Origin of the sequence: Bacillus sp. JJ1532, assembly GCF_036965085.1 — a bacterium.
Taxonomy (GTDB): domain Bacteria; phylum Bacillota; class Bacilli; order Bacillales; family Cytobacillaceae; genus Cytobacillus.
Window position 1 is genome coordinate 1 of sequence record NZ_JBALOW010000053.1, and the last position, 22,299, is coordinate 22,299.

Consider the following 22,299-nt stretch of genomic DNA (forward strand, 5'->3'; position numbering starts at 1 on the left):
TAGCAGCATTATTAAATCCTCTTCCTATAAACTCTTATAATTAATGGAATTGTTGCCACTTTTCTCGAAAGAAATTACTATTGGATGTTTTAGGCTTTAGTGGATAATTAAATTTTTTTGAATTATTTCGACATTGTAACATTACTCTTTTGGGAATTTTCACATAATTATTCGCATTAATTACTGTCTTAGAGAGGAAATTTTAGAAATCGCAAGAAGTGATACTTTAAGACTTTAATAATGCTGGGCCAAATCTCAATTTAGTATTTACAAGTGAAAAAAGAAACCCAGATATTTTATTATTGTTATCAGGGTTCCTTATTAATTACTGAGGAACTAGGTTAATAACTAACTTGTACTAATCCTGTTATAATAACCTAAGTCATTATCACCATTGTCACATGTCACTATAATTATAAACTTTGTATTTTGACATTGCCCCAAAATGCCCTATAAATTTATTACCTTAGTTGGCTTTAGCAAGCTTTTTATCAATATTGATCATGTTTACAATCTTTGATCGATTTCTATATAATACTAGAATAATCCCAAGTAAATAGCCAAAAATTTTAGTTTTGCCTTTAGTTAATTCTGATTCATAAAGTGTTGCCCCATCAACGATATAATACTCACCTTTTAAAAATGAAGAAACGTAAGGCTCTACCTCTGGATAGCGGTCTTCCCCATATTGCTCTTTAAATTTCTGTTGGTAGTAAACTGCTTTATCTTGATTTATAGAAAATTGTTTAAAATAATAGCCAGCCATTCCAGATAAGTATCCTGCAAGTAAAATAATAACTAATGAAAAAACAATGTCTTTTCTCCAAGTAAAAATAAAATTAAGAATTTTTGGGAAAACAGATTGACTAGAGTCACTGAATTTATTTTTTAGGTTTCCTGGTATTACCAAAAAAGATAGAATAAAACCTATAAAACCAAAAAGAAGTGCACTTCTAGTAGTATCTTGCACAAATATACTTTCCAGAGCGTATCCAGCTGAATTCGAGCTATAATGTAACATTTTTGCAACAGAGGTTATACTCTCTAAATCTAAAGGTTTCCCCTTTATTTGGTAAAACAAAAGAAGTTTAACCGCTTCATCAATTGATCCATTATCGCTAAGGAATGATAAGTACATAACCTTAAAGGTGAATCCAGCAATGGCAAATAGTCCAGTCATTACAATCACAACCAATGGTGACTTGTATTTTTCAAACCATTTTATATTAATAGTATATTTATTAAATTTGTCCGTAAATTCTTGATTTGTTTATTTTCAGTTGCAATTTTTGGTAGAGGTTTTACTATAAAAACTGCTATAATAGCTGCAGGTGGCAACAGAATAGATCCAATTAGCCAAAGTATAGGATTCCTGTTCTTTTTTGTTGCTATGTACACGGTAATCAAAATGATAATAATATAAATTATGCCCAAAATTATATTACCTCCATATATTAGTAGTGGGAAAATTAGGGTGGTAAAATATACCCATATTTCCAGCCTTAAATATATAATGTTAGAATATGAATATCAAGGATCTTTTTGTGAAAACAAACTTTATTCATCAATAGAGACGGAATTTATTTTTCATAATATGAGTACGTCTAAGTAAATTAATATTTTCAAAACGGTCTGCCAAGCATCGTAAAGTCCTTTAGTAATAACTTAACAATTAGAAATGCTGTTCCTTATTAGACGTAGTCGTTGTTAATAACGAATACGTAAACAAGACTGTAGAGAGGATTAGGTGTTTGAGGTACGGTTTACCGGGATAACATCTATTCAACTAATTGGGTTCTAATAGAAAATGTTGTAAAAAAATGTAAGGTCGGAGAAGTGTCACTGAACTAACATTGAAAGAAGGCCTTTCTAAACGAAGATCACAAGATAGGATAAAAAGGGACGATTCCAGTGGTTGAATTAAAGGAAACTTCCCAATTATTTCATGTGTACATTCCTTTTAGAAAATTATAATCGTCTTAAAGATAACTGTCCTATTGATTTTTCACTGTAAAACTAAGGCTTAAACGATTCTAGGTCAAGTGCAATTTGAATCCAAAATTGACATCTGGAGGAGGATAAACGGCATTGTAAAAATTCTTCAAGTCTTTCAATTCGATATCGTAATGTACTACGGTGAATATGTAGAATTTCGGCAGCTTTCTCTCTATTATATTCATTTTTTGCTAGGCATTTTAACGTCTCATAAAGTATTTCGCCCCGTTTTGAAAAATATTCATCTGGTAGAATAGCACTGCGAAGTTCATTAGCTTGTTCAGGGTTAATCCCTTGATAAAGCATTAATTCACGCCTCAATTCATCTGCGAAATATACTCCACCTTCAGATTTTAGATTCCGCACTATTGATAATAATGATTTTGAATCTTGATAACTCTTATCCAAGGAATTCCACTCAGATTTAATTCCTCCAAATATAAGTGTAAGTTTCGTTGTTTGTTTTCAGGTAGTAAATACGAATGTAGTTTTGTTAACTTATTTACTCCAATATACTGATAAATCTATATGGACTATCAACTCGTCACATGTTGAGTGCTTTCACTTCAAGTTTTAAGGGAATGATGATGGGGTTGTGTGTAAAAAATTCTCTCTGCTCGTAAAGTGGAGAGAATTTTTTTGTACTGAATATTTAAGGCTAGGAAGTAGATTTAAGGACCAACTAAATATAAGGCAAAAAAATATGCGGACTGAATATAGGCATCAACCATAAATATTATTTTAGCAACATATTAAAATGCTTCAACGCAAAATAGGCTCTTTGTTTAGTAACAGAGACCTAAAAAAAGCATATTTTGTTGAAGAGAGTACACATCGTATCGAATGATTTCGTTTACACAGAACTGGCATTGACTTTTCAACTCTCTATACAAGTTTAGCCCAAATAATTAAAGACAATGGGGAGGGAAAAAACAAAATGTTTCAAAATGAGCTGCAAGGGTTGGGAATCGACCCTTATCAAGTTGGTCAGTTAGTTCCTATGGACATTCAGAGTCAGGACCTGCACATGATGAGCAGGCGTTGTGGAGGCTGTGGATTCCGTTGCGGTGGCTGTGGAGGCTTCCGTTGTGGAGGATTTCGTTGTGGTGGTTTTGGCTGCTTTGGCTGTGGAGGCTGTGGAGGCTGTGGTGGCTGCTTCGGTTTCAGTTGTTTCGGCTTTGGTCTCGGGTTTAGCTGTTTCGGTTTTATTTAATTGTTTTGGCAGTTTGAGCTGTTTGGCGCCTGGTAATTTCCTAAAGAAAAAATTAATATTGTGAATCAAAAATGCCCCTGCGTAATTTGCTGGGGCACTTCTTAAATTTAAAGAAAGTATATAACTTTGAGAATTGTCCAGCTCTAGCGCCCTTCGCTCTTCTCGCTACGATAAGTCAAGCACGAATGCGCCTCCGGCTCCTTCGTGTTTCCTTTATCTAATTTGAGCGCTCCAGGCCATACGCCGTTGAACAGGGTGCTTCCGCTTTTCTTTTTATCATATTGGACAAAAAATCGTACATAAACTGATAGTGAATAATTAGTACGATTATGAATAAGGAGGAGCTGAATGAAAAAACTGGACTCGTCCTCACGTCTGAAGGCCAAAAGGGATACTTTCTTTATTCCAGATCCAAATGGTGGTGTGTATTTTAGAAACAACTTAAGTTCATTCCGTATGGAAGGCAATACAATCTTTCAATGGATTGAAAAATTACTTCCAATGTTCAATGGGGAACATACAATGGGAGAATTAACAAATGGATTAACTGCCCCTTATCGGGAAAGGGTGTACGAAATTGGAGAAACGTTGCACAACAATGGTTTTGTTCGGGATCTAAGCAAAGAGGATCCCCATCAATTGAATCGAAACATTCTTGAAAAGTATGCTTCACAAATCGAATTTATAGAGAATTTTATGGAATCTGGTGCGTACCATTTTCAAGAATACCGTCAGGCGAAAGTTCTGGCTGTTGGCTCTGGCCCCTTTATGGTTTCATTGGTTTCCGCGTTAATCGAATCAGGTCTGCCCAAATTAAATGTCATGGTCACAGATTCCATTCCAACTAATTGGCAGAGGCTACATGAACTGGTGCAAAATGCACGTAAGACTGATTCCGAAGTCGAGATAAAGGAAGTACCCTTTCATAAAGACGCGGGGAGCAGTTTCTGGAGAGAAGCAATTCAGCCTTATGATTGGATTCTATACGTCTCGCAGGATGGCAATATAAATGAGCTAAGGGACCTTAATCTGGTTTGCAAAGAAGAAAAGAAGGCATTTATGCCATCCATCTATTTAGATCAGGTGGGGCTATCCGGCCCATTTGATCAACCAGATACAGATGGATGTTGGGAGTCTGCATGGCGCAGAATCCATCACTCAGCCTTAAAAAAAGATCTTCAGCCTCAATCCTTCTCTTCAACAGCGGGATCGATTCTGGCAAATGTTTCTGTATTTGAATTTTTCAAAAGGGCTACAGGGATTGCAGATTCTAATGAGAGTCATCAAATTTATATGCTTGATCTTGAGACCCTCGAAGGAGACTGGCTGTACTTCATCCCACATCCATTGGGTACGTCTAAACGTGATACTCTAAGACTGGTGGAGGATTTTGATTTACGCCTCAAACAAGAAACGGACAGAAATGAACCATCGAGTGACCTCTTAGAGTATTTCAGTAGACTAACGTCAGAAGAAATAGGAATTTTCCATACCTGGGAGGAACGAAATTTACCCCAACTTCCACTTGCACAGTGCTATGTTCAAGCAGTTAACCCCTTTTCAGAGGGACCGGCAGAGCTGCTTCCTGAAGTTGTCTGTGCTGGACTATCACATGAGGAAGCAAAAAAAGAGGCTGGGCTTACGGGCATTGAAATGTATGTTTCACAAATGATGAATTTCCACGATCTGGGATACAATCATAAGAAAAATAAGGTGGGTGCGAACATACCTGAGGAATTTATAGGCATCGGTGCTGGAGAAACAATCGCAGAGTCTGTTTGTAGAGGCCTTCAAGTATATTTAGATGAAGAATTGAAAAAAAGAAAGGTCGATCAGCAGAGTGCGGTTTATCGTATGAAGTTGGGAGCCCTAGAAGATAAGCGATGCAGATTTTATTATAATGCCCTGACCACCTTAAATGGTGCTCCAACAATTGGTTTAAAAGAGGATGTACTAGGTTTCCCAGTGGTATGGGTAAGGTCGAATGGCCGTTGGCACAAAAGCGCAGGTTTAAATACAACATTGGCATTACGAAATGCATTGGAACAATCGCTTTTGGATGCTCAAAACCAAGTGAATTCCACAGTAAAGCAAGAGATGGAGTCAACAGTTTTTCTGGGAGAAAACGAAAGCAAACTGGATATCCCATCTTGTGATGAAATGACGTCTCAGGAGCTATTACAATCTTCTATTCAGGTATTAAACCGGAACCGCATGCGGCTAGTAATCTATGACTTAGCCTTTGAGCCGTTTTTAAAACAAGAGCTGGCAGGGGTGTTTGGTGTTCAGGTTCAAGAGGGGGGATACTAATGGCTGCTTATATACTTATAGATGGTGAGGGTTTATTAGCGGAATATGTCTATGAGCAATTGTCCCCAAACTATCTTGTTAGGCGCCAAAGCATTCTTGAAGAGGTTCCCGAAAATACAGAATTAGTTCTTGTGCTGCACGATACCTGGAAACCATCCGTTCATCAAAAAGCGGAAGAGAGGTTAAGGGCCTTAGGTATTCCGTGGCTTCGGGGTTTCGTTTCGTTTGGTGAGGGAATTATTGGTCCATTTGTACGCCCTGATGTACCGGGGTGTTCTCATTGTGCTGACATACGACTATTGTTAGCTGGACCTGATCGCAAAGAGATGTTGGGACTTCGGGTGAAAATGGCAATAGGAGAAGGTTTACTTCGTGATGCATGGGCATCACGAACCGGACTATCGCAAATGGCGATCTTGATTAGCAACGAAGTGATGAAGATAATTCAAGGAGAACAAAGCTTCTTAGGAGAACGGGTAATAATAACAAATCTGAAAACGTTAACGATCTCCAGCCATTTTTTCTTGCCAGATCCGTTGTGCCCAATGTGCAGTCCATTACCTAAAGACACAGCTGAATTAGCGAAAATCAGGTTAGAAGCTAGTCCTAAATTGGAGCCTTCTGGTTACCGATGCCGTTCGATAGATGAATTAAAAAACGTGCTAGTCCAAAATTATCTGGATTATCGTACTGGGATCATGAATGGGAAAATGCAGGATTCCAGGCTGCCGTTCGCTGATGTTTTAGTGAACATGCCGTTGTTTGATGGGGACGAGGGAGTAGCAGGTAGGTCTAATTCCTATGAAATGAGTGAGCTAACTGCCATTTTAGAGGGTTTGGAGAGATATTGCGGAATCGAACCTCGCGGGAAAAGGAAGGTAGTTCGTGATAGTTATCAAAATTTGGCGGATAAAGCACTAAATCCTGCAAAGGTAGGTTTGCATGAGAAGGAGCAGTATTCAAAGCCACATTTTCCATTTGAACCATTTCATCCTGATAAACCAATGAATTGGGTCTGGGGATATTCATTTTTACAAGAACGCCCTATTCTTGTTCCGGAGTTACTGGCCTATTACAGTTTGGGATACGGAGAGGGATTTGTTTATGAGACTTCCAACGGTTGTGCTTTAGGAGGGACTATAGAGGAGGCCATTTTCCATGCTATTATGGAGATCGTCGAGCGAGACTCATTCTTATTAACCTGGTATGCACAACTCCCCCTTCCACGTCTTGACCTTAGTTCTGCGAACGATAAAGAATTGCAGTTGATGGTTAGCCGCATAAATGAGGTGGCTGGTTATGACCTGCATTTTTACAATTCGACGATGGAACATGAAATTCCGAGCGTTTGGGCAGTGGCAAAAAACAGAAGATCCAAGGGTACAAATCTTATTTGTGCAGGCGCAGCTAATCCTGATCCTGTAAAGGCAGTAAAAAGTGCGATTTACGAGCTTGCAGGAATGATGTTTAGGCATGACGAAATATTGGAGAATAATCGACAGAAATATGAAGCGATGTTACAGGATCCGTTTGCTGTGCGTACCATGGAGGACCATGGCATGCTATACGGACTAAGAGAAGCGGAGGAGAACTTAAGCTTTTTATTGGATGAGAATCGCCCTTTACGTACATTTGATGAGGAATTTAAATGCCCGCCGGTGAATGCTGATTTGAAGGATGATGTTGAGGATATTCTAAATAGGTTCCGAAGATTAGACTTGGAAGTCATTGTGGTTGACCAAACATCTCCTATAACCAAAAGGAACGGTTTAGTTTGTGTAAAGGTAATAATTCCTGGAATGCTGCCAATGACATTTGGACATCACCTTACACGTATAAAAGGTCTTGAACGTGTACTAAACGTACCTGTAAAACTCGGGTTTAAAAACCATCCGTTAACATATGAACAGTTGAATCCATATCCCCACCCTTTTCCATAACTGCAAGAGTAGGAGGGTTTCAGTTGGATCTAGATACATTCCTATACAATTTGCATTTTGACACTGATAAACTTCTTTCGCCAGATTGGCAACCGGATTGGGAAGACGCACCACTTCCCTATAAACTGTACCGTGGCTTACCAGAGATTCCACTTACCGCAGATATACCGTTAACTCTCAAAGGGAGAGAAGCTAATTCAATACCCAGCCTGGAGGAGTTTGGTCATTATTTATGGTATGTATATGGTCTTACTCGATACTCTCAAACTGCTTTCATTGAGGGCATAGGGGAAAAAGCTGATGTAAGCTACGCCCAGTTGTTTCGCAGATTTGTTCCCTCTGGCGGAGCGTTGTATCCAAATGAATTATATGTGTACTTAAAGTTGGAGGATGTACCAGAGGGAGTTTACCATTACGATGTTGCACACCATCGCCTATTATTGTTGCGAGAAGGCAACTATGATTCCTACCTATCCAGAAGTCTTGGAAATCGTTATAATCTTTCAGACTGTTTTGGTACTGTTTTTGTATCGACGGTTTTTTGGAAAAACTTTTATAAATACAATAATTTCTCATACAGGTTACAAGGGTTAGATGCAGGCGTGCTAATTGGGCAATCGTTGGAAGTGGCGGGTAGGACGGGGTTCTCAACACAGGTATGTTACCAATTTTTGGATCGCCCTATCAATCATTTGCTTGGGCTATCTGAACAGGATGAAAGTGTATATGCTGTGATTCCATTATCTATTTATAATGTGGATCAATTTAATCTAGAAAAAAATATTTCTGCAAAGGAATTGTCCAGAGAAGTTCCATTGCTCAAGCATGTAACATATAACCGTTCAAAGAGAGTTATTGATTACCCATTACTGAAAGAGATCAATGAAGCCTCAATGTTGGAGACAACACATTCATTTGTGAACATAAAAAAAGATAATCCTCTTAACACTGCATTAGGTTCAGAGTTAATCATGCTGCCATTTACGGAGGCAATTTCATACGATCTCGCATCTGTTTGCAGAGAGCGGCACTCTCCTGATATTGATTTTATGATAGGGAAAGTCAGTCAAACAAAAGTATCTACTTTGTTAAAAGAGACTTTTTCATTTTCATATCAAAAAGACCTTAACAACACACAGGGGAATCTTGAGACTGGTTTAAATTTGTATGGCACTTTTTATAACGTGGAAGGTGTTCAAGATGGTGCTTATGCCTATGATATAAGTGCTCATGCACTTCGGAGAATATCTAAGGGGGATTTCCGGGAGTATATGCAAAATTGTTTAACAACGCCAATTGTAAATCTGTTTCAGGTACCGCTCTGTCTGCATGTAGTTGGAGAGAAGGACCACCTCAAAAAGGAACTGGGCTATAGAGGATACAGAATTCAACAGATGGAAGCAGGTATACTTCTGCAAAGGCTACTCTTGACAGCATGTGCCCTAGAGATGGGGGGACACCCACTATTAGGATTCGACTCGAACCAAAGTGATGAACTTTACGGAGTCAATTCGAAAGAAAAAACAAGCCTTATACAAATCCCTGTCGGTCCATACCTTCCCCGCGTCTGGTTAAAAGGAAGTTTGAATAGCTAGAAGTGGAGGCTGGGACAAAACCCACCTCTGACATCTAAAAAGCCGTTGAAATTTTACGACGAGTAAAATTTCAACGGCTTTCATTACGTAGTGAACGAAAAACGCCGAAACAAATTGTGAAGCAAGTGTATGACTGGATCACACGCAAACAGAAGTACGAAAAGGATTTTGAGGTTTCGGCACACGTAACAGTTATTCGAAAACAGACAAAGATGCAACATTTATGCGAATGAAAGACGATTACATGCAAAATGGACAACTAAAACCTGGCTTTAATGTACAAATCGCAACAGAAGGACAATACACATTAGCGTACGGTGTTTTCGCTAACCCAACGGATACGAAAACATTGACATCATTTCTTGACCAAATCGAAGAACAGTACTTTGAATTACCGGAACATATCGTGGCGGATGCCGGTTACGGCAGTGAACAGAATAATGAAGATATTCTTTCGAAGCGTAAAAGAACGCAATTGATTACATTCAATCACTACTTAAACGAGCAGAAAAGAAAATTTCAAAACGTTTAAAACAAGTAACTGGGCTTATAATGGAACAAGTGATACGTACACGTGTCAGAATGAGAAGCAACTTACATTTCAATACATTTCAATACAATTCAGTACGTACAGATAAAACAGGATTTCAGCGCCAATTTAAAATCTATGCATGTGAAGACTGTACAGGTTGCCCATTGCGAAAGTTTTGTACAAAAGTGCAAGAAGGTACAAACCGTAAGCTCATAGTAAACGAGAAATGGGAGCAAAAAAAGAATATGTACGAAACAAGCCTTCAGAAGAAAAAACAGGTTCAATTTACCTTCAACATAAAATCGATGTAGAACCAGTTTTTGGGTTCTTGAAGGCTAATTTAGGTTTCACTCGATTTTCTGTTCAAGGAAAGTCAAAGGTTGAAAACGAAATGAGTCTCGGATTAATGGCCGTCAATTTAAGAAAATATGGGGCAAAAGTGTAAGATCTTGCCCCATATTGTGAAATAAAATGAGAAAAGTGAAATCTGCATTGCGATTTCACTTATTTCAAATATAGAAGCTAGTTTTGTCCCAGCCTCATCAAATTTAATTCCTAAACAGAGTCTACCGCAACAGGTTCTTCTTTCGGTTTTTCTTTTCTTGTAGGGATGACCAAATTTAAAATAACAGTAGCTAAGGCCCCTACTGTAATCCCAGAGGATAAAATATAATTTGCCCAATCAGGAGTACTATATAGAACCTCTTTAGGCAGGATTGAAACGGCTATTGTTAATAAGATAGGCATTCCGATGATGATCATATTGCGGTCATCAATTATAATTGGCTGAATCACCTTTATGCCATTTGCAACAATCGCAACACAAACAATTCCAAAAACCCCGTTTATGACAGGCTCCGGTATGCAAGTAATTGCTGTAGAAAGCTTTGGTACGAGACCTAGGCAAATTAAAATCACTCCACTAGCCATGATTACTAATCTACTCGCAACACCAGTGATTGCCAAAAGCCCGGCATTAGATGAGTAGCCAGTCATTGGTGTACTACCAACTAATGCACCAACAAAGCAGCCAAGACCCTCACCAAAAGAAGCCCTATTTAATCGCTTTTCATCAAGCTCTTTCCCCGTAACCGTCGAAACGACAAACCATGTTCCAGTTGTTTCAATTAAAATGATTAAATAGACGAATACCATCGTTATGATGGCGCTTACATCAAATACAGGACTTCCAAATGGAAGGAGGGATGGAAACGAGAACCAGCTTGCATCCCTAACAGGTGAAAAATCAACACTGCCAAATAAACTTGCAGTCATCGTTCCGACAGCAATGGCTATGATGACAGAAACTAAACGAAAAAATGTTCCGATCCCTTTTAACCTGGGGCCAAGAAGCATGCAAGAAATTAAAACTCCCGCGGAAACTGCCGCGACAAGAATGTTTTCCCCGATGTTCCCTGGTGAATGATAAATGTTATTAAGGCCAATAGGCATTAAGGCAATTCCTACAATAATGATAACTGTCCCGCCAACAAGAGGCGGAATAAACTTTCTAACAGCTTTTGCAAACCATTTTAATGGATATCCGATTACTGCAATAATGATTGCCCCAGGAATTAAACTTCCTGCGATGGCACCAAGCCCTAGTTTCCCGCCGATTGCGGCAATGGCTCCAATAGGCACATATGAAGGCCCCTGTACAACTGGCAGCTTAATTCCTGCACCAGTCTGAATTAATGTGGCAATGCCTGTTCCAAGAAAACACATTTGAATGAAGAAAGAGGTATTTTCTGTACTTAAGGCAAGAAGGCCAGCGATAATGATAGGAGCAATATACAAATCCATTGCCAGAACATGCTGTAAACCAAGGACAAAGGCTTTGCCATAGCCAATCCTATCATCTACACCGATAATAATCCCATTTTCTGGTTTTTTGTCCATTCGGTGTCCCCCTTAAAATATTGTGTTATTAAGCTATTCAGCTTGTTTAAAATAAATACGCTATTAATTTAAAAATTTAGAATATTTAAAATAAAAATTGATGTTTGTGATTTTTACTGAATACTTGCCATATTCTCTTAATAATAATAATTAAGAACTGAAAAAAGAGAGATCAAATTTGTTGAATGATTAATCTCTCAAAAAATCCCAATCTATTTAATTATTTCAAACTATTACGTATTAGTAATTTTCTTAACTGGATTGTATCGATCGCGTATTTTCTCTTTTTATTTGGAATAATTAAATTTAGGCTAACTCTAGCCATTGCTCCAACTGTGATCCAATAAGATAAAATATTGTTCGCCCAATCTGGAGTACTGTAAAAATCTTCTTTAGGTAAAATTGTAACTGCAATTTTTAAAAGGATAGGCATATCAATTACGAACTGAACGAAAACCATTGTAATAATTACATATGAGGGGGAGATAAGATGATTCAAGATAAAGTTTTGCTGGAGGACTGGATTGTGACATGCCGTTCTGAAGATGTAAAGGAAAAGCCAATTCAGATTATTCTGATGGGAGAACGCTTAGCCATTTTTAGAAATAGTGAAGGGGTCCATGCTTTTAGAGATTTATGTATCCATAGGGGGGCGGCTTTGTCGCTTGGCGAGGTGAAAAATGATTGTATTGTATGTCCTTATCATGGCTGGGAATATAACCACGACGGTGAATGTGTGAGCATTCCTCAACTGCCTGAAGGAAGAGCAATCCCAAAAAAAGCAAAAGCTGAGTCATATGCCTGTATGGAAAAATACGGATTTGTTTGGGTGAATTTAGCGAATAATAACCCGGAGTTTTTTCGATATGAAGAAATGGAAGGCACTGCTTTCCGTAATGTGATTTGGGGACCGCAGGAGGTTCAGGCTAAGCCGCCGCGAATCATCGAAAACTTTCTCGATGTAGGACATTTAGCTGTCCTTCATGAGGGATATCTTGGCGCAGCAAGCCATCGTGTGATTCAAAATTACTTTGTTCATAAAGAAAATGGCAGAATCTATACCGATGAGATTCCCATCTATCAGCCTGATCCGGATGGATCTGGAAAACCAAAATACGTATACTACACGTATGAAATTATGCGCCCTTTAACGGTCAAATTTACAAAAAGAGACCATGAAAATAACACAGAAATGACAATTGTTCTAACTGTCAGACCAGTTAATGAAAATGAATCCGTAGCTTATGGAATCCTTTCCTTTGATTACGAAACTGGTTTAACCGATGAAGAAATAGTCAAGTTTCAAAATGAAATTTTCGCTCAAGATAAACCGGTAGTAGAAAACCAAAAACCGGAGGAACTTCCGCTTGATCTTCAAGTTGAACTTTCCCTTATCTGTGATCGAATGAGTATTGCTTACAGACAGTATTTGAAAGAGTTTGGTGTTGTATTAGGTACAGCTTAATAGAAAAATGGCGAAACTCATCATTTCAGATAGTGATGGGTTTTATTTTTTGTCGTTTCTTAATATGAACGTAAAAGGAATTATGATTTTTATCATAATTGTCTTCATTAATAAATTGGGAAAGAATGAGTAATTATACATATAGTCTAAAATCGGTGATTAAAAATGAACAAACAAAAACAGCATGTCATCGATACTGCTCATTATTTATTTATCGAAAAAGATTTTCAAGCGACGTCCATTCAAGATATTTTAGGTTGCAGGGGAATTTCCAGAGGGACTTTTTAGAATTACTTTACCTCAAAGAGTGAATTGTTAATCTTGGTATTTAAATGGCTCCAAGAGAAGTTAGAGAAAGAGCGCAATCAGCTGCTTATGGGTCAGGACCTAAGTGATTGATATATTTTGCAAAAAGATTATTTTAAGAATGCAAAATAATAAATAACGAGCAAAAATATCGATGCATTTACGGACTAAATTGTCTCGTTGGTGTAGACAGTCAATTTGGCACGCCAATATGGTTCCTAGATGAAAAGGAGAAAAATCCGTATGACCGATTAATAGAGTATATTGAATCCTCTTAAGAGGCGGAAGAATGGATGGAAGCCATTCTAATAGAATTGGAAGAATTGATAGCAATGTAGGATGGGTAATCCCTATTTTTTTACTCAGAAAGAAATGAGGCTTTTGGGGGCATCGAACCCTCAAAAGTTGGCTGCGCAAGAAAACCGGTAAGCTCCATCTCGTTAAAGCTGCAGGAAGCTGGAACCTATGGAGCTTTTCTATTGGCAGTTGCCGGCATCGAACCGGCGACTGCCAACCAGTGCTGATTCCTCCGGGATCTATTCGCCCCGGGAACGCTCGTACCAAGTTTCTTAAGGATGATGTCCCAATGGCGCGTACGTTCTACCCCGGCTACTGTTATCATATATCCATATAAAAAATGGTCAACCAGAAATATTTTCTGGCTGACCTTATAATATGAAAGGGTGAGATTGTTAAGTAATACAGGTAGAAAATGGTCAAACTATTTTATTAAAACTAAACTTAAATCTGCTGGGTAAGAATCCATTTTAATCAAATGATTTTTCAAAATGGATTCTTTTATTCATTTGGATAAAAAATCTGGTACAATCTATACCCATTGAATACTTGAAACACAGTTTGTCAACAAAATAGTAAAACACCAATTAATTCTAAAAAATATTATAGAGATACCTTATTGTTAAATACTTTAACAGCAGCCTCTGCAACATGAACATCATGGGGAACCGTACTGCCGCTAACACCCACAGCACCAACCACTTTTCCATCATTGACTAGAGGGATTCCTCCGCCGAAAACGACAAGACGTCCACTGTTTGTTGTATTTAAACCATAAAGCTCAGCTGCAGGAACCGTCGCATCGGCTAAGTTTGCAGAAGGCATTTTTAACGCAACAGACGTCCAGGCCTTATTTTGGGCAATTTCGATGCTAGCTAACCAAGCATCATCCATTCGGTGAGTAGCAATTAGATTTCCACCCTCATCCACTACTGAGATAACCATGGAAACCCCAATTCTTTTTGCTTCTTCTTCAGCACCTGCAATAATTTCTTTGGCTAGATCTAATGTGATTTTGCTCATCTTAATGAACCTCCTAATTTTTTTATTAGATAACAGGGATTAGTAAATACATTTTTTTTTACTTAAAAAATGCCTTTTGTCTCAAAATTTACTCACTGATTTTAGAGAATGCTTCTGACAGACTTTATTTATTTGAAAAATCCGTGGGGGTCAATAACAAATTTCTTGGAAGCACCCTGATCAAATTCGGCATATGCTGCTGGTGCTTGATCCAATGAAATCAGCGTTGCATTTACAGCTTTAGCGATTTGCGCTTTTCCGCTTAGGATAGCCATCATTAAGTCACGGTGATAGTTCATAACCGGTGTTTGACCCGTCACAAAGGTATGTGCTTTGGCCCAGCCGAGCCCCAAACGGACCTTCAATGTACCGATTTTCGCATCATCATCGATCGCTCCCGGATCACCAGTAACATACAGACCTGGAATACCAAGCCGTCCTCCGGCACGTGTTACATCCATAATTGAGTTTAATACAGTTGCTGGAGCTTCACCGGCTCCTGCACCATGTCCATGGGCTTCAAAACCGACGCAGTCAATTGCGCAATCCACTTCGGGAATGCCTAAAATTTGTTCGATTTGTTCTCCAAGATTTGGATATTCTTTTAGGTTTACCGTTTCACAGCCGAAGCTTCTAGCTTGGGCAAGCCGCTCGCTATTCAAGTCACCAACGATAACAACAGAGGCGCCAAGAAGTTGCGCAGAATGGGCAGCAGCCAAGCCAACAGGTCCGGCTCCAGCAACATATACGGTAGAACCAGGCTTCACACCAGCGCTTACCGCACCGTGATAACCAGTTGGAAAGATATCGGAAAGCATTGTTAAATCAAGAATTTTTTCCATGGCTTGTTCTTTATCTGGAAATTTCAATAATTGAAAGTCTGCATATGGTACCATTACATACTCGGATTGGCCTCCGACCCAACCGCCCATATCCACATAACCATAAGCGGAGCCGGGACGATCAGGGTTAACGTTCTCGCAAATGTGAGTGTTGCGTTCTTTACAACTACGGCAACGGCCACAAGCAATATTAAATGGAACAGATACAAGATCTCCTTTTTTTAAAAATTCAACATCGCGTCCTACCTCAATGACTTCACCCGTGATCTCATGACCGAGAACAAGTCCCGAAGGAGCAGTCGTCCGACCGCGAACCATATGCTGATCACTACCACAAATATTGGTCGTAACAACTTTAAGAATAACCCCATGTTCACACTTACGGCCGACATTTAAAGGATTTACTCCCGGTCCGTCTCTTAGGATCAAATCTGGGTAGCTAATATCTTCAACGGCTACACGTCCTGCACCCCTGTAAACTACTGCTCTATTTCCTGCCATTCTTCCGTCCTCCATTCTACTTAGCTTACGATTTAGGTTATCATTTCGATAGAGTGTTTTTAGGATGTTCCACCCTAATTTTATTAAAATTTCAAATCTTAATATTCCCTATCTTAAATTTATTCTAAAAAATAAACCTTTTTTATGGAAGAACGCACTTTTTTGTGAGAAGGTTACTAAAAGGATACTTTTAGACTGCAGGGAAGTGGAGGTTAATTAATGGATGATTTACGGAGGGAAGTAAGGAAGAAATTAAAAAATGGAGAATTTAATTGTGAAAAAGAATTGACATTATCCCTTATTAGCGGCAAGTGGAAAATAACGATTATTTACTATTTAGGAACTGATGGTACTTTACGATTCAGCGAAATTAAGCGTCTATTTCCAAAAATCACACACAAGGTATTGACAACTCAGATTAGAGAATTAGAGGAAGATGGTATTGTTCATCGGAAAGTATTCCCTGAAGTTCCACCAAGAGTGGAATATTCATTAACAGAATTAGGCCAAAGTTTAATGCCTGTCATTTTAAAGATGTACGATTGGGGGAAACAAAATATAAAATCCTTCTCTAAATAGAGAAGGTATATAATATTTTTCATAAAAGAAATCATGAAGAGAATAAACAATAATAGGTAACATTTAGATTGCATTAGAGCATCTACCACAATCAGGGCTCGATAAGTGAATAAATCCCAATTTCTCATTAGTGAACACTGAGAGATTGGATTTTATTATTTGTAATCAATATCGTTGTAAACGGTGTTTTCCTGACTGTATCTTTATTTAGGCAGCCTATTTAAAAGATGTAGATATACCAGAAATAATGAATCCTATGTTAACAGCTACAAAAGCTGGTGTTCGTGATAGTTTTTTAGGAGTCGATAGTAATGTTCTTGAGACACTGCTCCAACGTCCTGTAACGCCAATTAACGTAGCATTGAATAAATTAATTCTTTCTCTAAAAAAATAATAATTATCAACCAACCTACTCATTGCACATCCTGCTCTAGTACTCTTAGGATGGTCACCAGGAAGTTAAACCAGCTGTCAAACAGGACATAAGAAGCCTGTGCATCCGGTTTTAGGGCTTGTTTTAGAAGAGCTTGCAAAGTTTCCGAAGATTTCTTGATCGCCTCTTTTCTGCGCTGGTATCCGGCAGTTCGTTTGTCAATACTATCATTCATTTCAACGTAATGATTGCTTTTCTTATGGAAACCGAGCAAGGAAAAGCAGAGCGGAACAAACGTATTCCCGTCTGACCAGCCTAAGGTAAGCATACGAAACCCACGAACATACCTGTTCTTCGTATAATCATGCACATTGGCTAAAAGTTCTATTGGTATGCTACGAGCACATGAAAATAGGGAGTCATAAAAAATAAGGACCTTGACACGATCTTTTTCTGTTAATGGATCGACCTTTGTCTGAATCAAACCACAGCTAAGAACTAGTAAGAACTTTCGCCAATTGTAGCGACTGGAATTGAGGAAGCGATAAACTGTATCCTTTCCGGGACGGTCAGTTGAATCTTCCTTTTGTAAAGTCTGATAGAGATTCTTATTGCTAAACACCAACAGAAAAATAAACTTGAGCAATTCAAGGCAGGTAAAAACGGAATCCTTGTAAAAATTGGATTGCTTTAACAACGCTCCGATACGTTGTTCCTTTAAAAAACGAACCACTTTTGATGTGAGTTGTTGTTAAGAAGCCCAGGAATTTGGTTTGATAGACATGGAAAAAATCCTTCATCGGTTAAATTGATTGATAAATCAAAATAGTAGAATTATATTGACAATTGTTAATGAATTGCTATACTATTAACTAAAGAAAAGAGCAAGGGGGGTTCGTGGAAGCAGTGTCAAGCTCTCAAACCAGCGTTCTGCGGACCAATTTGATGAAGGTGTATAACCAAGTCAATCAGGAGATTTTTGGTCTGGGAGTACGAAAACAAAAAATTGAGATTTATCAAGACAAAATTATTTACTTTAGCGAACACAAGCGCTTGCCAACGCTGGAGGTCTTGACCAAAAACCATCCAGAGCTGGTCAAACAAATGGACAATGCGATTGTGTCAGAGTTCAAGATTTTACTAAAAGAGCAGTTGGAGAACGAAGTTGATTTGAACATCTCTACTGTGCTGATGGACTACGACCCCAAAATGGAGTTGGCGGTCACAACGGTTTACAGAGAGAATCCATTACCATAATTGCATACATGCAATGGATACGATAGCCAACATATGTGCACTGATATTTGCGGGCCGTCTTATCTAGATGATAAATTCGGTCGCGTGCGAACTGTCTAACGGGGAGTATGAAGCCGTAGAAGAGAAAAGGGAAACTAATCCTTTTTATTCTACGGCTTTTTATTGTGTCTTGGAAAGGGGTGAGCAGCAAAAAGGAGAGAAAGAGATGCAAAACAAGATGAACACATGTGATGCAGTGAACTTTTCGAAAAATAGGGAGGTTGTATAAGATGACAGCAGAAAAAATGTTTGATCCGGTATTGATTAATGAGTGGTATGCGGTGATGCGTGAATCCCAATTGACCGACAAACCAGTAGGGATAAAAGTTTTAGGTGAGCGCGTAGTGATTTTCCGCAACAGTGAAGGGGTACATGCGTGGAAGGATTTGTGTATCCATCGCGGGGCGATGTTCTCCAAAGGTGGGTATGTGGAGAAAGACCGACTGGTTTGCCCATACCACGGCTGGCAATACAACTCAAAAGGAAACTGTGTCTGCATTCCAGCACAACCGGAAAAAGCTATCCCACTAAAGGCGCTGGCGAAAGTATTTCATTGTGAAATAAAGCATGGATTGGTCTGGGTGAACATGGGTGAGCCAATAGTGGGAGTGCCACCGTTTGAAGAGTCTAATAATCCCGCATTCCGAACGGTGCAGAGCGGTCCATATATTATCGAGGCGATGGCCCCAAGGATTCTCGAAAACTTCATGGATTTTGCCCATTTGATGTTCGTCCATAGAGGATTGATAGGCGATCCGTCTGAGCCGAAAGTGCCAGAATATAAGGTACACATGGAGAAAGGCTGGCCTTGCACCGAAGATGTGCTGATTCTGCAACCCAATTCTGATGCAAGCGGTAAAGAAGCGAAAAACTACATTGTCAAAGAGGCCTTGCGTCCGTTTACCGCACGCTTGCGTAAGACCAATTCGGTAACAGGCGATATTATCTCGATTATGATTACAGTAAATCAAATGGAGAAGCATAAAGCGCAGGCGTTCTGCGTCATCTCCCGCAATTTTGCCCACAACGTTCCAGATGAGGAGTATGAAAAGTTCCAAGACCTGACAATGAGTCAGGACATAGAAATTCTGGAAGGGCAGAAGCCGGAAGAGTTGCCGCTTGATCTGCAAGCGGAATTGAGTTTGAGGTGTGACCAAATGTCGATTGCCTATCGCAAATGGTTGAATGAGTTGGGTATCACTATTGGCACGGCTTAACTACAAGTAATAAAAAAATCGAATGTCCGGGCGTAGCCTTCAAATGCCGCGCCAGCAACTTAATAAAGAAATAATGGGGTAGTTGAAAAATATGGTAAGTCATCCTCATCGGGTAGGAATGGTGGATTGTGGAATTAGTCCGGAAGAAAAAACTGCTTTCTTGGAAATTGCTAGGCAAATTCACACGGTAAAAGATAAGAAGATGCAATGGATTGAACCAAGACTTTGTTGCCGGATTCAATATCTTGAACGAAGAGATTTGCATTATCTTAGAACGGTGTCGTTTAAGGGGTTTTTATTTGATAAGCGGCCGGAAGATTGTAAATGGGTTAGTTAAATTGAAGCCGCTTTTATGGAACAATAAAAATAGACCACTCCATAAGCGCTGGGCTAGAACCCCCACCTTTACGCTGCCAAATATATGGTTATATAATAGTTATTGCAAGTTGAAAAAAGACTTTTTTATGGGAAATTAGTGTCTATCTAATTTTGACCATATATTTTTCCTTTAAAACAAGATTGCACATTAATTGCACATACTTAATTTTTTCGATTGTATTTAATTTATCTAGATTTATTAATTTATACAACAAACGTTGATTTAACAACATTTAATTAATTCAGTTTGTCTTAAATTACCCATATTTTTTTCAGAATTGATTTTGAAAGGGTAGGGGTCGGGGGTTCAAATCCCTCTCAGATCATTCAAAAAGTCACTTTCATTCAATTGAAGGTGACTTTTTTTGTGCACTTATTGATAAAACAAAACTACTAAACTTATTCAATAGTAAAAAAGGATACAATGGGTAAAAAATTTACCTAGTGCATCCTTTTTTTATAAATTCTTAAGTTCAATAGGGTTTACAATTAAGCGTCTAACCATTCTTGTGACCATTTTTCTATATTTCTCATAAGTGGTTCCAAGCCTAAACCTTTTTCTGTTAACGAATATTCAATTCGAACAGGGGTTTCTGGATAAACTTCTCGTTTAACTATTCCGCTGTTCTCCAATTCCTTTAACCTCTCTGACAGCACTCTGCCACTTACACCCACTGAAGATTCAATCGTACAAAAACGCTGCGGACCTAATAATAACTGGTAGATAATCATTCCAGTCCACCTTTGGCTCAATAACCCCATAGCTGTTTCAAATCTAGGACAAATCGACTTTTTCAATTACATCAACTCCTGACTAATATTATAAACATATTTATAAATAATTAAATTATATTTTATAAATAACTTACTTGACTTTCTTTAATTATAATAATATACTAACTTACATAAAGTAACTAACAGACGAATTGTGTGTTAAAAACAATTTGTTCGTTAAGAACAAAATAAATAACGAAGGAGGCAACTAAAATGAATTTTCATCATGAACCTATTACATTCGTAGGTCAAGTTAACTTAAAGGTACAAAATTTAGAGCGGTCGTTAGCATTTTATCAAGAAGTAATCGGCTTTAAAGTTTTAGAAAAAAGTGAAAGATCCGCTAACTTGAGTGCGGATGGAAAGACAGTATTATTATCAATTCAACAACCCAATGACGTAATTCCTAAACAAGGAAGAACTACGGGATTATATCACTTTGCACTTCTTCTGCCTAGACGCTCTGATTTAGCTAAAATTGTGCACCACTTTATGGAAATAGGATTGCAGTTTGGTTCTTCAGACCATCTTGTGAGTGAAGCCCTTTACTTATCTGATCCAGATGGAAATGGAATTGAAATCTATACAGACCGTGATCCTTCCGAATGGAACTGGGGGAACAGTGAAGTGGAAATGGCGGTTGATCCATTAAATTTTGTAGATCTTCTAGCTGGAGGTAAACAGCAATCATGGAAAGGTCTACCTGCTGGCACCGTTATGGGACACATTCATTTGCATGTATCCGAATTAAAAAAGACAGAAGAGTTTTATATCAAAGGACTCGGATTTGAAGTTGTAAACCGATATGGCACTCAAGCACTATTCATTGCGGATGGTAAATACCATCACCATATTGGTTTAAATACTTGGAATGGCGTAGGTGCACCTACACCTTCTCCTAATAGTGTTGGACTTGAATCATTTACTTTAATGCTTTCAAATGAGGAAAAAAGAAATAATATTATCAATCAGCTGAGGAATATTGGGGCTTCCGTCATTGAAGAAAATGGATGTTTCATTACCTTAGATCCTTCTGGAAACCGTATTTGCTTGAAAGTTTAATTATTAGCTAAAATTTATTAATCTAAATAAATTAAAAAAATCATAGGAATAGGAGAATAAATAATGAAACAAAAAAATGGTTGGAGTATGTTAATTCTTCGTATAGTTTTAGGGGTAACTTTTTTAATTCATGGTGTAGCTAAATTTCAAATGGGTCTTGGTAATGTAGCAGGCTGGTTTGAAAGTATTGGAATTATGGGCTTTTTAGGTTATGTTGTTTCTGTTATTGAGCTTGTTGGAGGAATTGCCTTACTTTTAGGAATTGGAACTAAGCTTATCTCAGCATTAATTGCTTTAGTGATGCTTGGCGCTATCTTTACAGCAAAATTATCTGTTGGTTTTATCGCACCAGGAGGGTATGAATTAGATTTAGCATTATTAGCAATGGCAGTTGTACTTGTTATTAATGGAAGCCAATTGTTTTCATTGGATAATAAGCTTTTCGGATCTTCAAAGGAAAATACGAATTAATAAAAAATTAGTGCTAAAAAACAAATAGATTAATCTCAGTGAGAATTTACAATTCTTAACTGAATGACAGCAGGCTGCATACCTTCTATAAGGGATGCAGCCTTTAATTTTTCATACTGACAAACTACGAAAACACTTCTTTTTCCAATGGAAAGAATATTTTTACAGTTATTATGTTCCTAATCTTGTTTTTTAGTAAACTAATCCTATTATGATCTCAACAGTAATAAT

General features: G+C 38.2%; 19 protein-coding genes and 1 pseudogene. 12 read left to right on the forward strand and 8 right to left on the reverse strand.

The genetic code is table 11. The features are described 5' to 3' along the window. Nucleotides 1–466: 466 nt before the first annotated feature. A complete protein-coding gene (locus V7122_RS18205; RefSeq protein WP_335528082.1) occupies nt 467–1,180 on the reverse strand; it encodes a hypothetical protein in 714 nt (237 codons plus the stop codon). 836 nt (nt 1,181–2,016) lie between these two features. Beyond that, nucleotides 2,017–2,403 carry a PucR family transcriptional regulator gene (locus tag V7122_RS18210; protein WP_335528085.1) on the reverse strand — a complete coding sequence of 129 codons (387 nt, stop codon included), beginning with the start codon at nt 2,401–2,403 and terminating at the stop codon, nt 2,017–2,019. Between the two features lie 529 nt (nt 2,404–2,932). On the opposite strand from V7122_RS18210, the gene V7122_RS25810 reads away from it, so the two are divergent. The 5 genes and pseudogenes from V7122_RS25810 to V7122_RS18235 all read left to right on the forward strand — a co-directional run. Then, on the forward strand, nt 2,933–3,208 hold the full coding sequence (locus tag V7122_RS25810) for a heterocycloanthracin/sonorensin family bacteriocin (protein WP_438824040.1): 276 nt from the start codon (nt 2,933–2,935) through the stop codon (nt 3,206–3,208). A 348-nt stretch (nt 3,209–3,556) separates the two neighbouring features. Beyond that, nucleotides 3,557–5,518 carry a putative thiazole-containing bacteriocin maturation protein gene (locus tag V7122_RS18220; RefSeq protein WP_335488822.1) on the forward strand — a complete coding sequence of 654 codons (1,962 nt, stop codon included), beginning with the start codon at nt 3,557–3,559 and terminating at the stop codon, nt 5,516–5,518. Beyond that, nucleotides 5,518–7,458, forward strand: coding sequence for a TOMM precursor leader peptide-binding protein (locus tag V7122_RS18225; RefSeq protein WP_335528088.1), 1,941 nt, complete (start codon nt 5,518–5,520; stop codon nt 7,456–7,458). The genes V7122_RS18220 and V7122_RS18225 overlap by 1 nt, the downstream gene beginning before the upstream one ends. Before the next feature lie 23 nt (nt 7,459–7,481). Then, nucleotides 7,482–9,053 carry a SagB family peptide dehydrogenase gene (locus V7122_RS18230; RefSeq protein WP_335354039.1) on the forward strand — a complete coding sequence of 524 codons (1,572 nt, stop codon included), beginning with the start codon at nt 7,482–7,484 and terminating at the stop codon, nt 9,051–9,053. Nucleotides 9,054–9,124: 71 nt separating this feature from the next. Further along, nucleotides 9,125–10,030: pseudogene (locus V7122_RS18235) on the forward strand (transposase); the annotation flags it as partial. 110 nt (nt 10,031–10,140) lie between these two features. Here V7122_RS18235 and V7122_RS18240 read toward each other — a convergent pair. Further along, the gene (locus V7122_RS18240) at nt 10,141–11,484 is read right to left on the reverse strand and encodes a uracil-xanthine permease family protein (protein WP_335346451.1); all 1,344 of its coding nucleotides are present in this window, start codon (nt 11,482–11,484) and stop codon (nt 10,141–10,143) included. A gap of 490 nt (nt 11,485–11,974) precedes the next feature. On the opposite strand from V7122_RS18240, the gene V7122_RS18245 reads away from it, so the two are divergent. Next, nucleotides 11,975–12,949 (forward strand): aromatic ring-hydroxylating dioxygenase subunit alpha, encoded by a 975-nt coding sequence (locus V7122_RS18245; RefSeq protein ID WP_335354040.1) that lies wholly within the window; start codon nt 11,975–11,977, stop codon nt 12,947–12,949. 1,206 nt (nt 12,950–14,155) lie between these two features. On the opposite strand, the gene V7122_RS18250 is transcribed toward V7122_RS18245, so the two are convergent. Then, on the reverse strand, nt 14,156–14,575 hold the full coding sequence (locus tag V7122_RS18250) for a GlcG/HbpS family heme-binding protein (protein WP_335528091.1): 420 nt from the start codon (nt 14,573–14,575) through the stop codon (nt 14,156–14,158). Nucleotides 14,576–14,703: 128 nt separating this feature from the next. Next, a complete protein-coding gene (gene fdhA / locus V7122_RS18255) occupies nt 14,704–15,918 on the reverse strand; it encodes a formaldehyde dehydrogenase, glutathione-independent (protein WP_335528094.1) in 1,215 nt (404 codons plus the stop codon). Between the two features lie 219 nt (nt 15,919–16,137). On the opposite strand from fdhA, the gene V7122_RS18260 reads away from it, so the two are divergent. Continuing rightward, a complete protein-coding gene (locus tag V7122_RS18260) occupies nt 16,138–16,497 on the forward strand; it encodes a winged helix-turn-helix transcriptional regulator (protein ID WP_335348233.1) in 360 nt (119 codons plus the stop codon). A gap of 216 nt (nt 16,498–16,713) precedes the next feature. Here the strand turns inward: V7122_RS18260 and V7122_RS18265 are convergent, their stop codons facing one another. After that, the gene (locus tag V7122_RS18265) at nt 16,714–16,914 is read right to left on the reverse strand and encodes a hypothetical protein (RefSeq protein WP_335348232.1); all 201 of its coding nucleotides are present in this window, start codon (nt 16,912–16,914) and stop codon (nt 16,714–16,716) included. After that, nucleotides 16,911–17,603 carry an IS4 family transposase gene (locus tag V7122_RS18270; protein WP_438824795.1) on the reverse strand — a complete coding sequence of 231 codons (693 nt, stop codon included), beginning with the start codon at nt 17,601–17,603 and terminating at the stop codon, nt 16,911–16,913. The genes V7122_RS18265 and V7122_RS18270 overlap by 4 nt, the downstream gene beginning before the upstream one ends. A gap of 164 nt (nt 17,604–17,767) precedes the next feature. On the opposite strand from V7122_RS18270, the gene V7122_RS18275 reads away from it, so the two are divergent. From V7122_RS18275 to V7122_RS18285, 3 genes are all read left to right on the forward strand, one after another. Continuing rightward, a complete protein-coding gene (locus tag V7122_RS18275; protein WP_335354474.1) occupies nt 17,768–18,127 on the forward strand; it encodes a Na-translocating system protein MpsC family protein in 360 nt (119 codons plus the stop codon). A 269-nt stretch (nt 18,128–18,396) separates the two neighbouring features. Further along, nucleotides 18,397–19,383, forward strand: a complete 987-nt coding sequence (locus V7122_RS18280) for an aromatic ring-hydroxylating dioxygenase subunit alpha (RefSeq protein ID WP_335528102.1) — start codon at nt 18,397–18,399, stop codon at nt 19,381–19,383. Between the two features lie 91 nt (nt 19,384–19,474). Next, nucleotides 19,475–19,720 carry a hypothetical protein gene (locus tag V7122_RS18285; protein WP_335528104.1) on the forward strand — a complete coding sequence of 82 codons (246 nt, stop codon included), beginning with the start codon at nt 19,475–19,477 and terminating at the stop codon, nt 19,718–19,720. Nucleotides 19,721–20,250: 530 nt separating this feature from the next. On the opposite strand, the gene V7122_RS18290 is transcribed toward V7122_RS18285, so the two are convergent. Then, a complete protein-coding gene (locus V7122_RS18290; protein ID WP_335348228.1) occupies nt 20,251–20,559 on the reverse strand; it encodes a winged helix-turn-helix transcriptional regulator in 309 nt (102 codons plus the stop codon). 189 nt (nt 20,560–20,748) lie between these two features. Here V7122_RS18290 and V7122_RS18295 point away from each other — a divergent pair, with 189 nt between their 5' ends. Beyond that, nucleotides 20,749–21,597 (forward strand): VOC family protein, encoded by an 849-nt coding sequence (locus tag V7122_RS18295; RefSeq protein WP_335355606.1) that lies wholly within the window; start codon nt 20,749–20,751, stop codon nt 21,595–21,597. 63 nt (nt 21,598–21,660) lie between these two features. Next, nucleotides 21,661–22,068 (forward strand): DoxX family protein, encoded by a 408-nt coding sequence (locus tag V7122_RS18300; protein WP_335355605.1) that lies wholly within the window; start codon nt 21,661–21,663, stop codon nt 22,066–22,068. Nucleotides 22,069–22,299 lie beyond the last annotated feature (231 nt).

Bases quoted from the DNA above. Each gene is read 5' to 3' on its own strand.
- V7122_RS18205 (WP_335528082.1), bottom strand. From the start codon at position 1,180: ATGACTGGACTATTTGCCATTGCTGGATTCACCTTTAAGGTTATGTAC.
- V7122_RS25810 (WP_438824040.1), top strand. From the start codon at position 2,933: ATGTTTCAAAATGAGCTGCAAGGGTTGGGAATCGACCCTTATCAAGTT.
- V7122_RS18220 (WP_335488822.1), top strand. From the start codon at position 3,557: ATGAAAAAACTGGACTCGTCCTCACGTCTGAAGGCCAAAAGGGATACT.
- V7122_RS18225 (WP_335528088.1), top strand. From the start codon at position 5,518: ATGGCTGCTTATATACTTATAGATGGTGAGGGTTTATTAGCGGAATAT.
- V7122_RS18240 (WP_335346451.1), bottom strand. From the start codon at position 11,484: ATGGACAAAAAACCAGAAAATGGGATTATTATCGGTGTAGATGATAGG.
- V7122_RS18245 (WP_335354040.1), top strand. From the start codon at position 11,975: ATGATTCAAGATAAAGTTTTGCTGGAGGACTGGATTGTGACATGCCGT.
- V7122_RS18250 (WP_335528091.1), bottom strand. From the start codon at position 14,575: ATGAGCAAAATCACATTAGATCTAGCCAAAGAAATTATTGCAGGTGCT.
- fdhA (WP_335528094.1), bottom strand. From the start codon at position 15,918: ATGGCAGGAAATAGAGCAGTAGTTTACAGGGGTGCAGGACGTGTAGCC.
- V7122_RS18260 (WP_335348233.1), top strand. From the start codon at position 16,138: ATGGATGATTTACGGAGGGAAGTAAGGAAGAAATTAAAAAATGGAGAA.
- V7122_RS18265 (WP_335348232.1), bottom strand. From the start codon at position 16,914: ATGAGTAGGTTGGTTGATAATTATTATTTTTTTAGAGAAAGAATTAAT.
- V7122_RS18280 (WP_335528102.1), top strand. From the start codon at position 18,397: ATGACAGCAGAAAAAATGTTTGATCCGGTATTGATTAATGAGTGGTAT.
- V7122_RS18285 (WP_335528104.1), top strand. From the start codon at position 19,475: ATGGTAAGTCATCCTCATCGGGTAGGAATGGTGGATTGTGGAATTAGT.
- V7122_RS18295 (WP_335355606.1), top strand. From the start codon at position 20,749: ATGAATTTTCATCATGAACCTATTACATTCGTAGGTCAAGTTAACTTA.
- V7122_RS18300 (WP_335355605.1), top strand. From the start codon at position 21,661: ATGAAACAAAAAAATGGTTGGAGTATGTTAATTCTTCGTATAGTTTTA.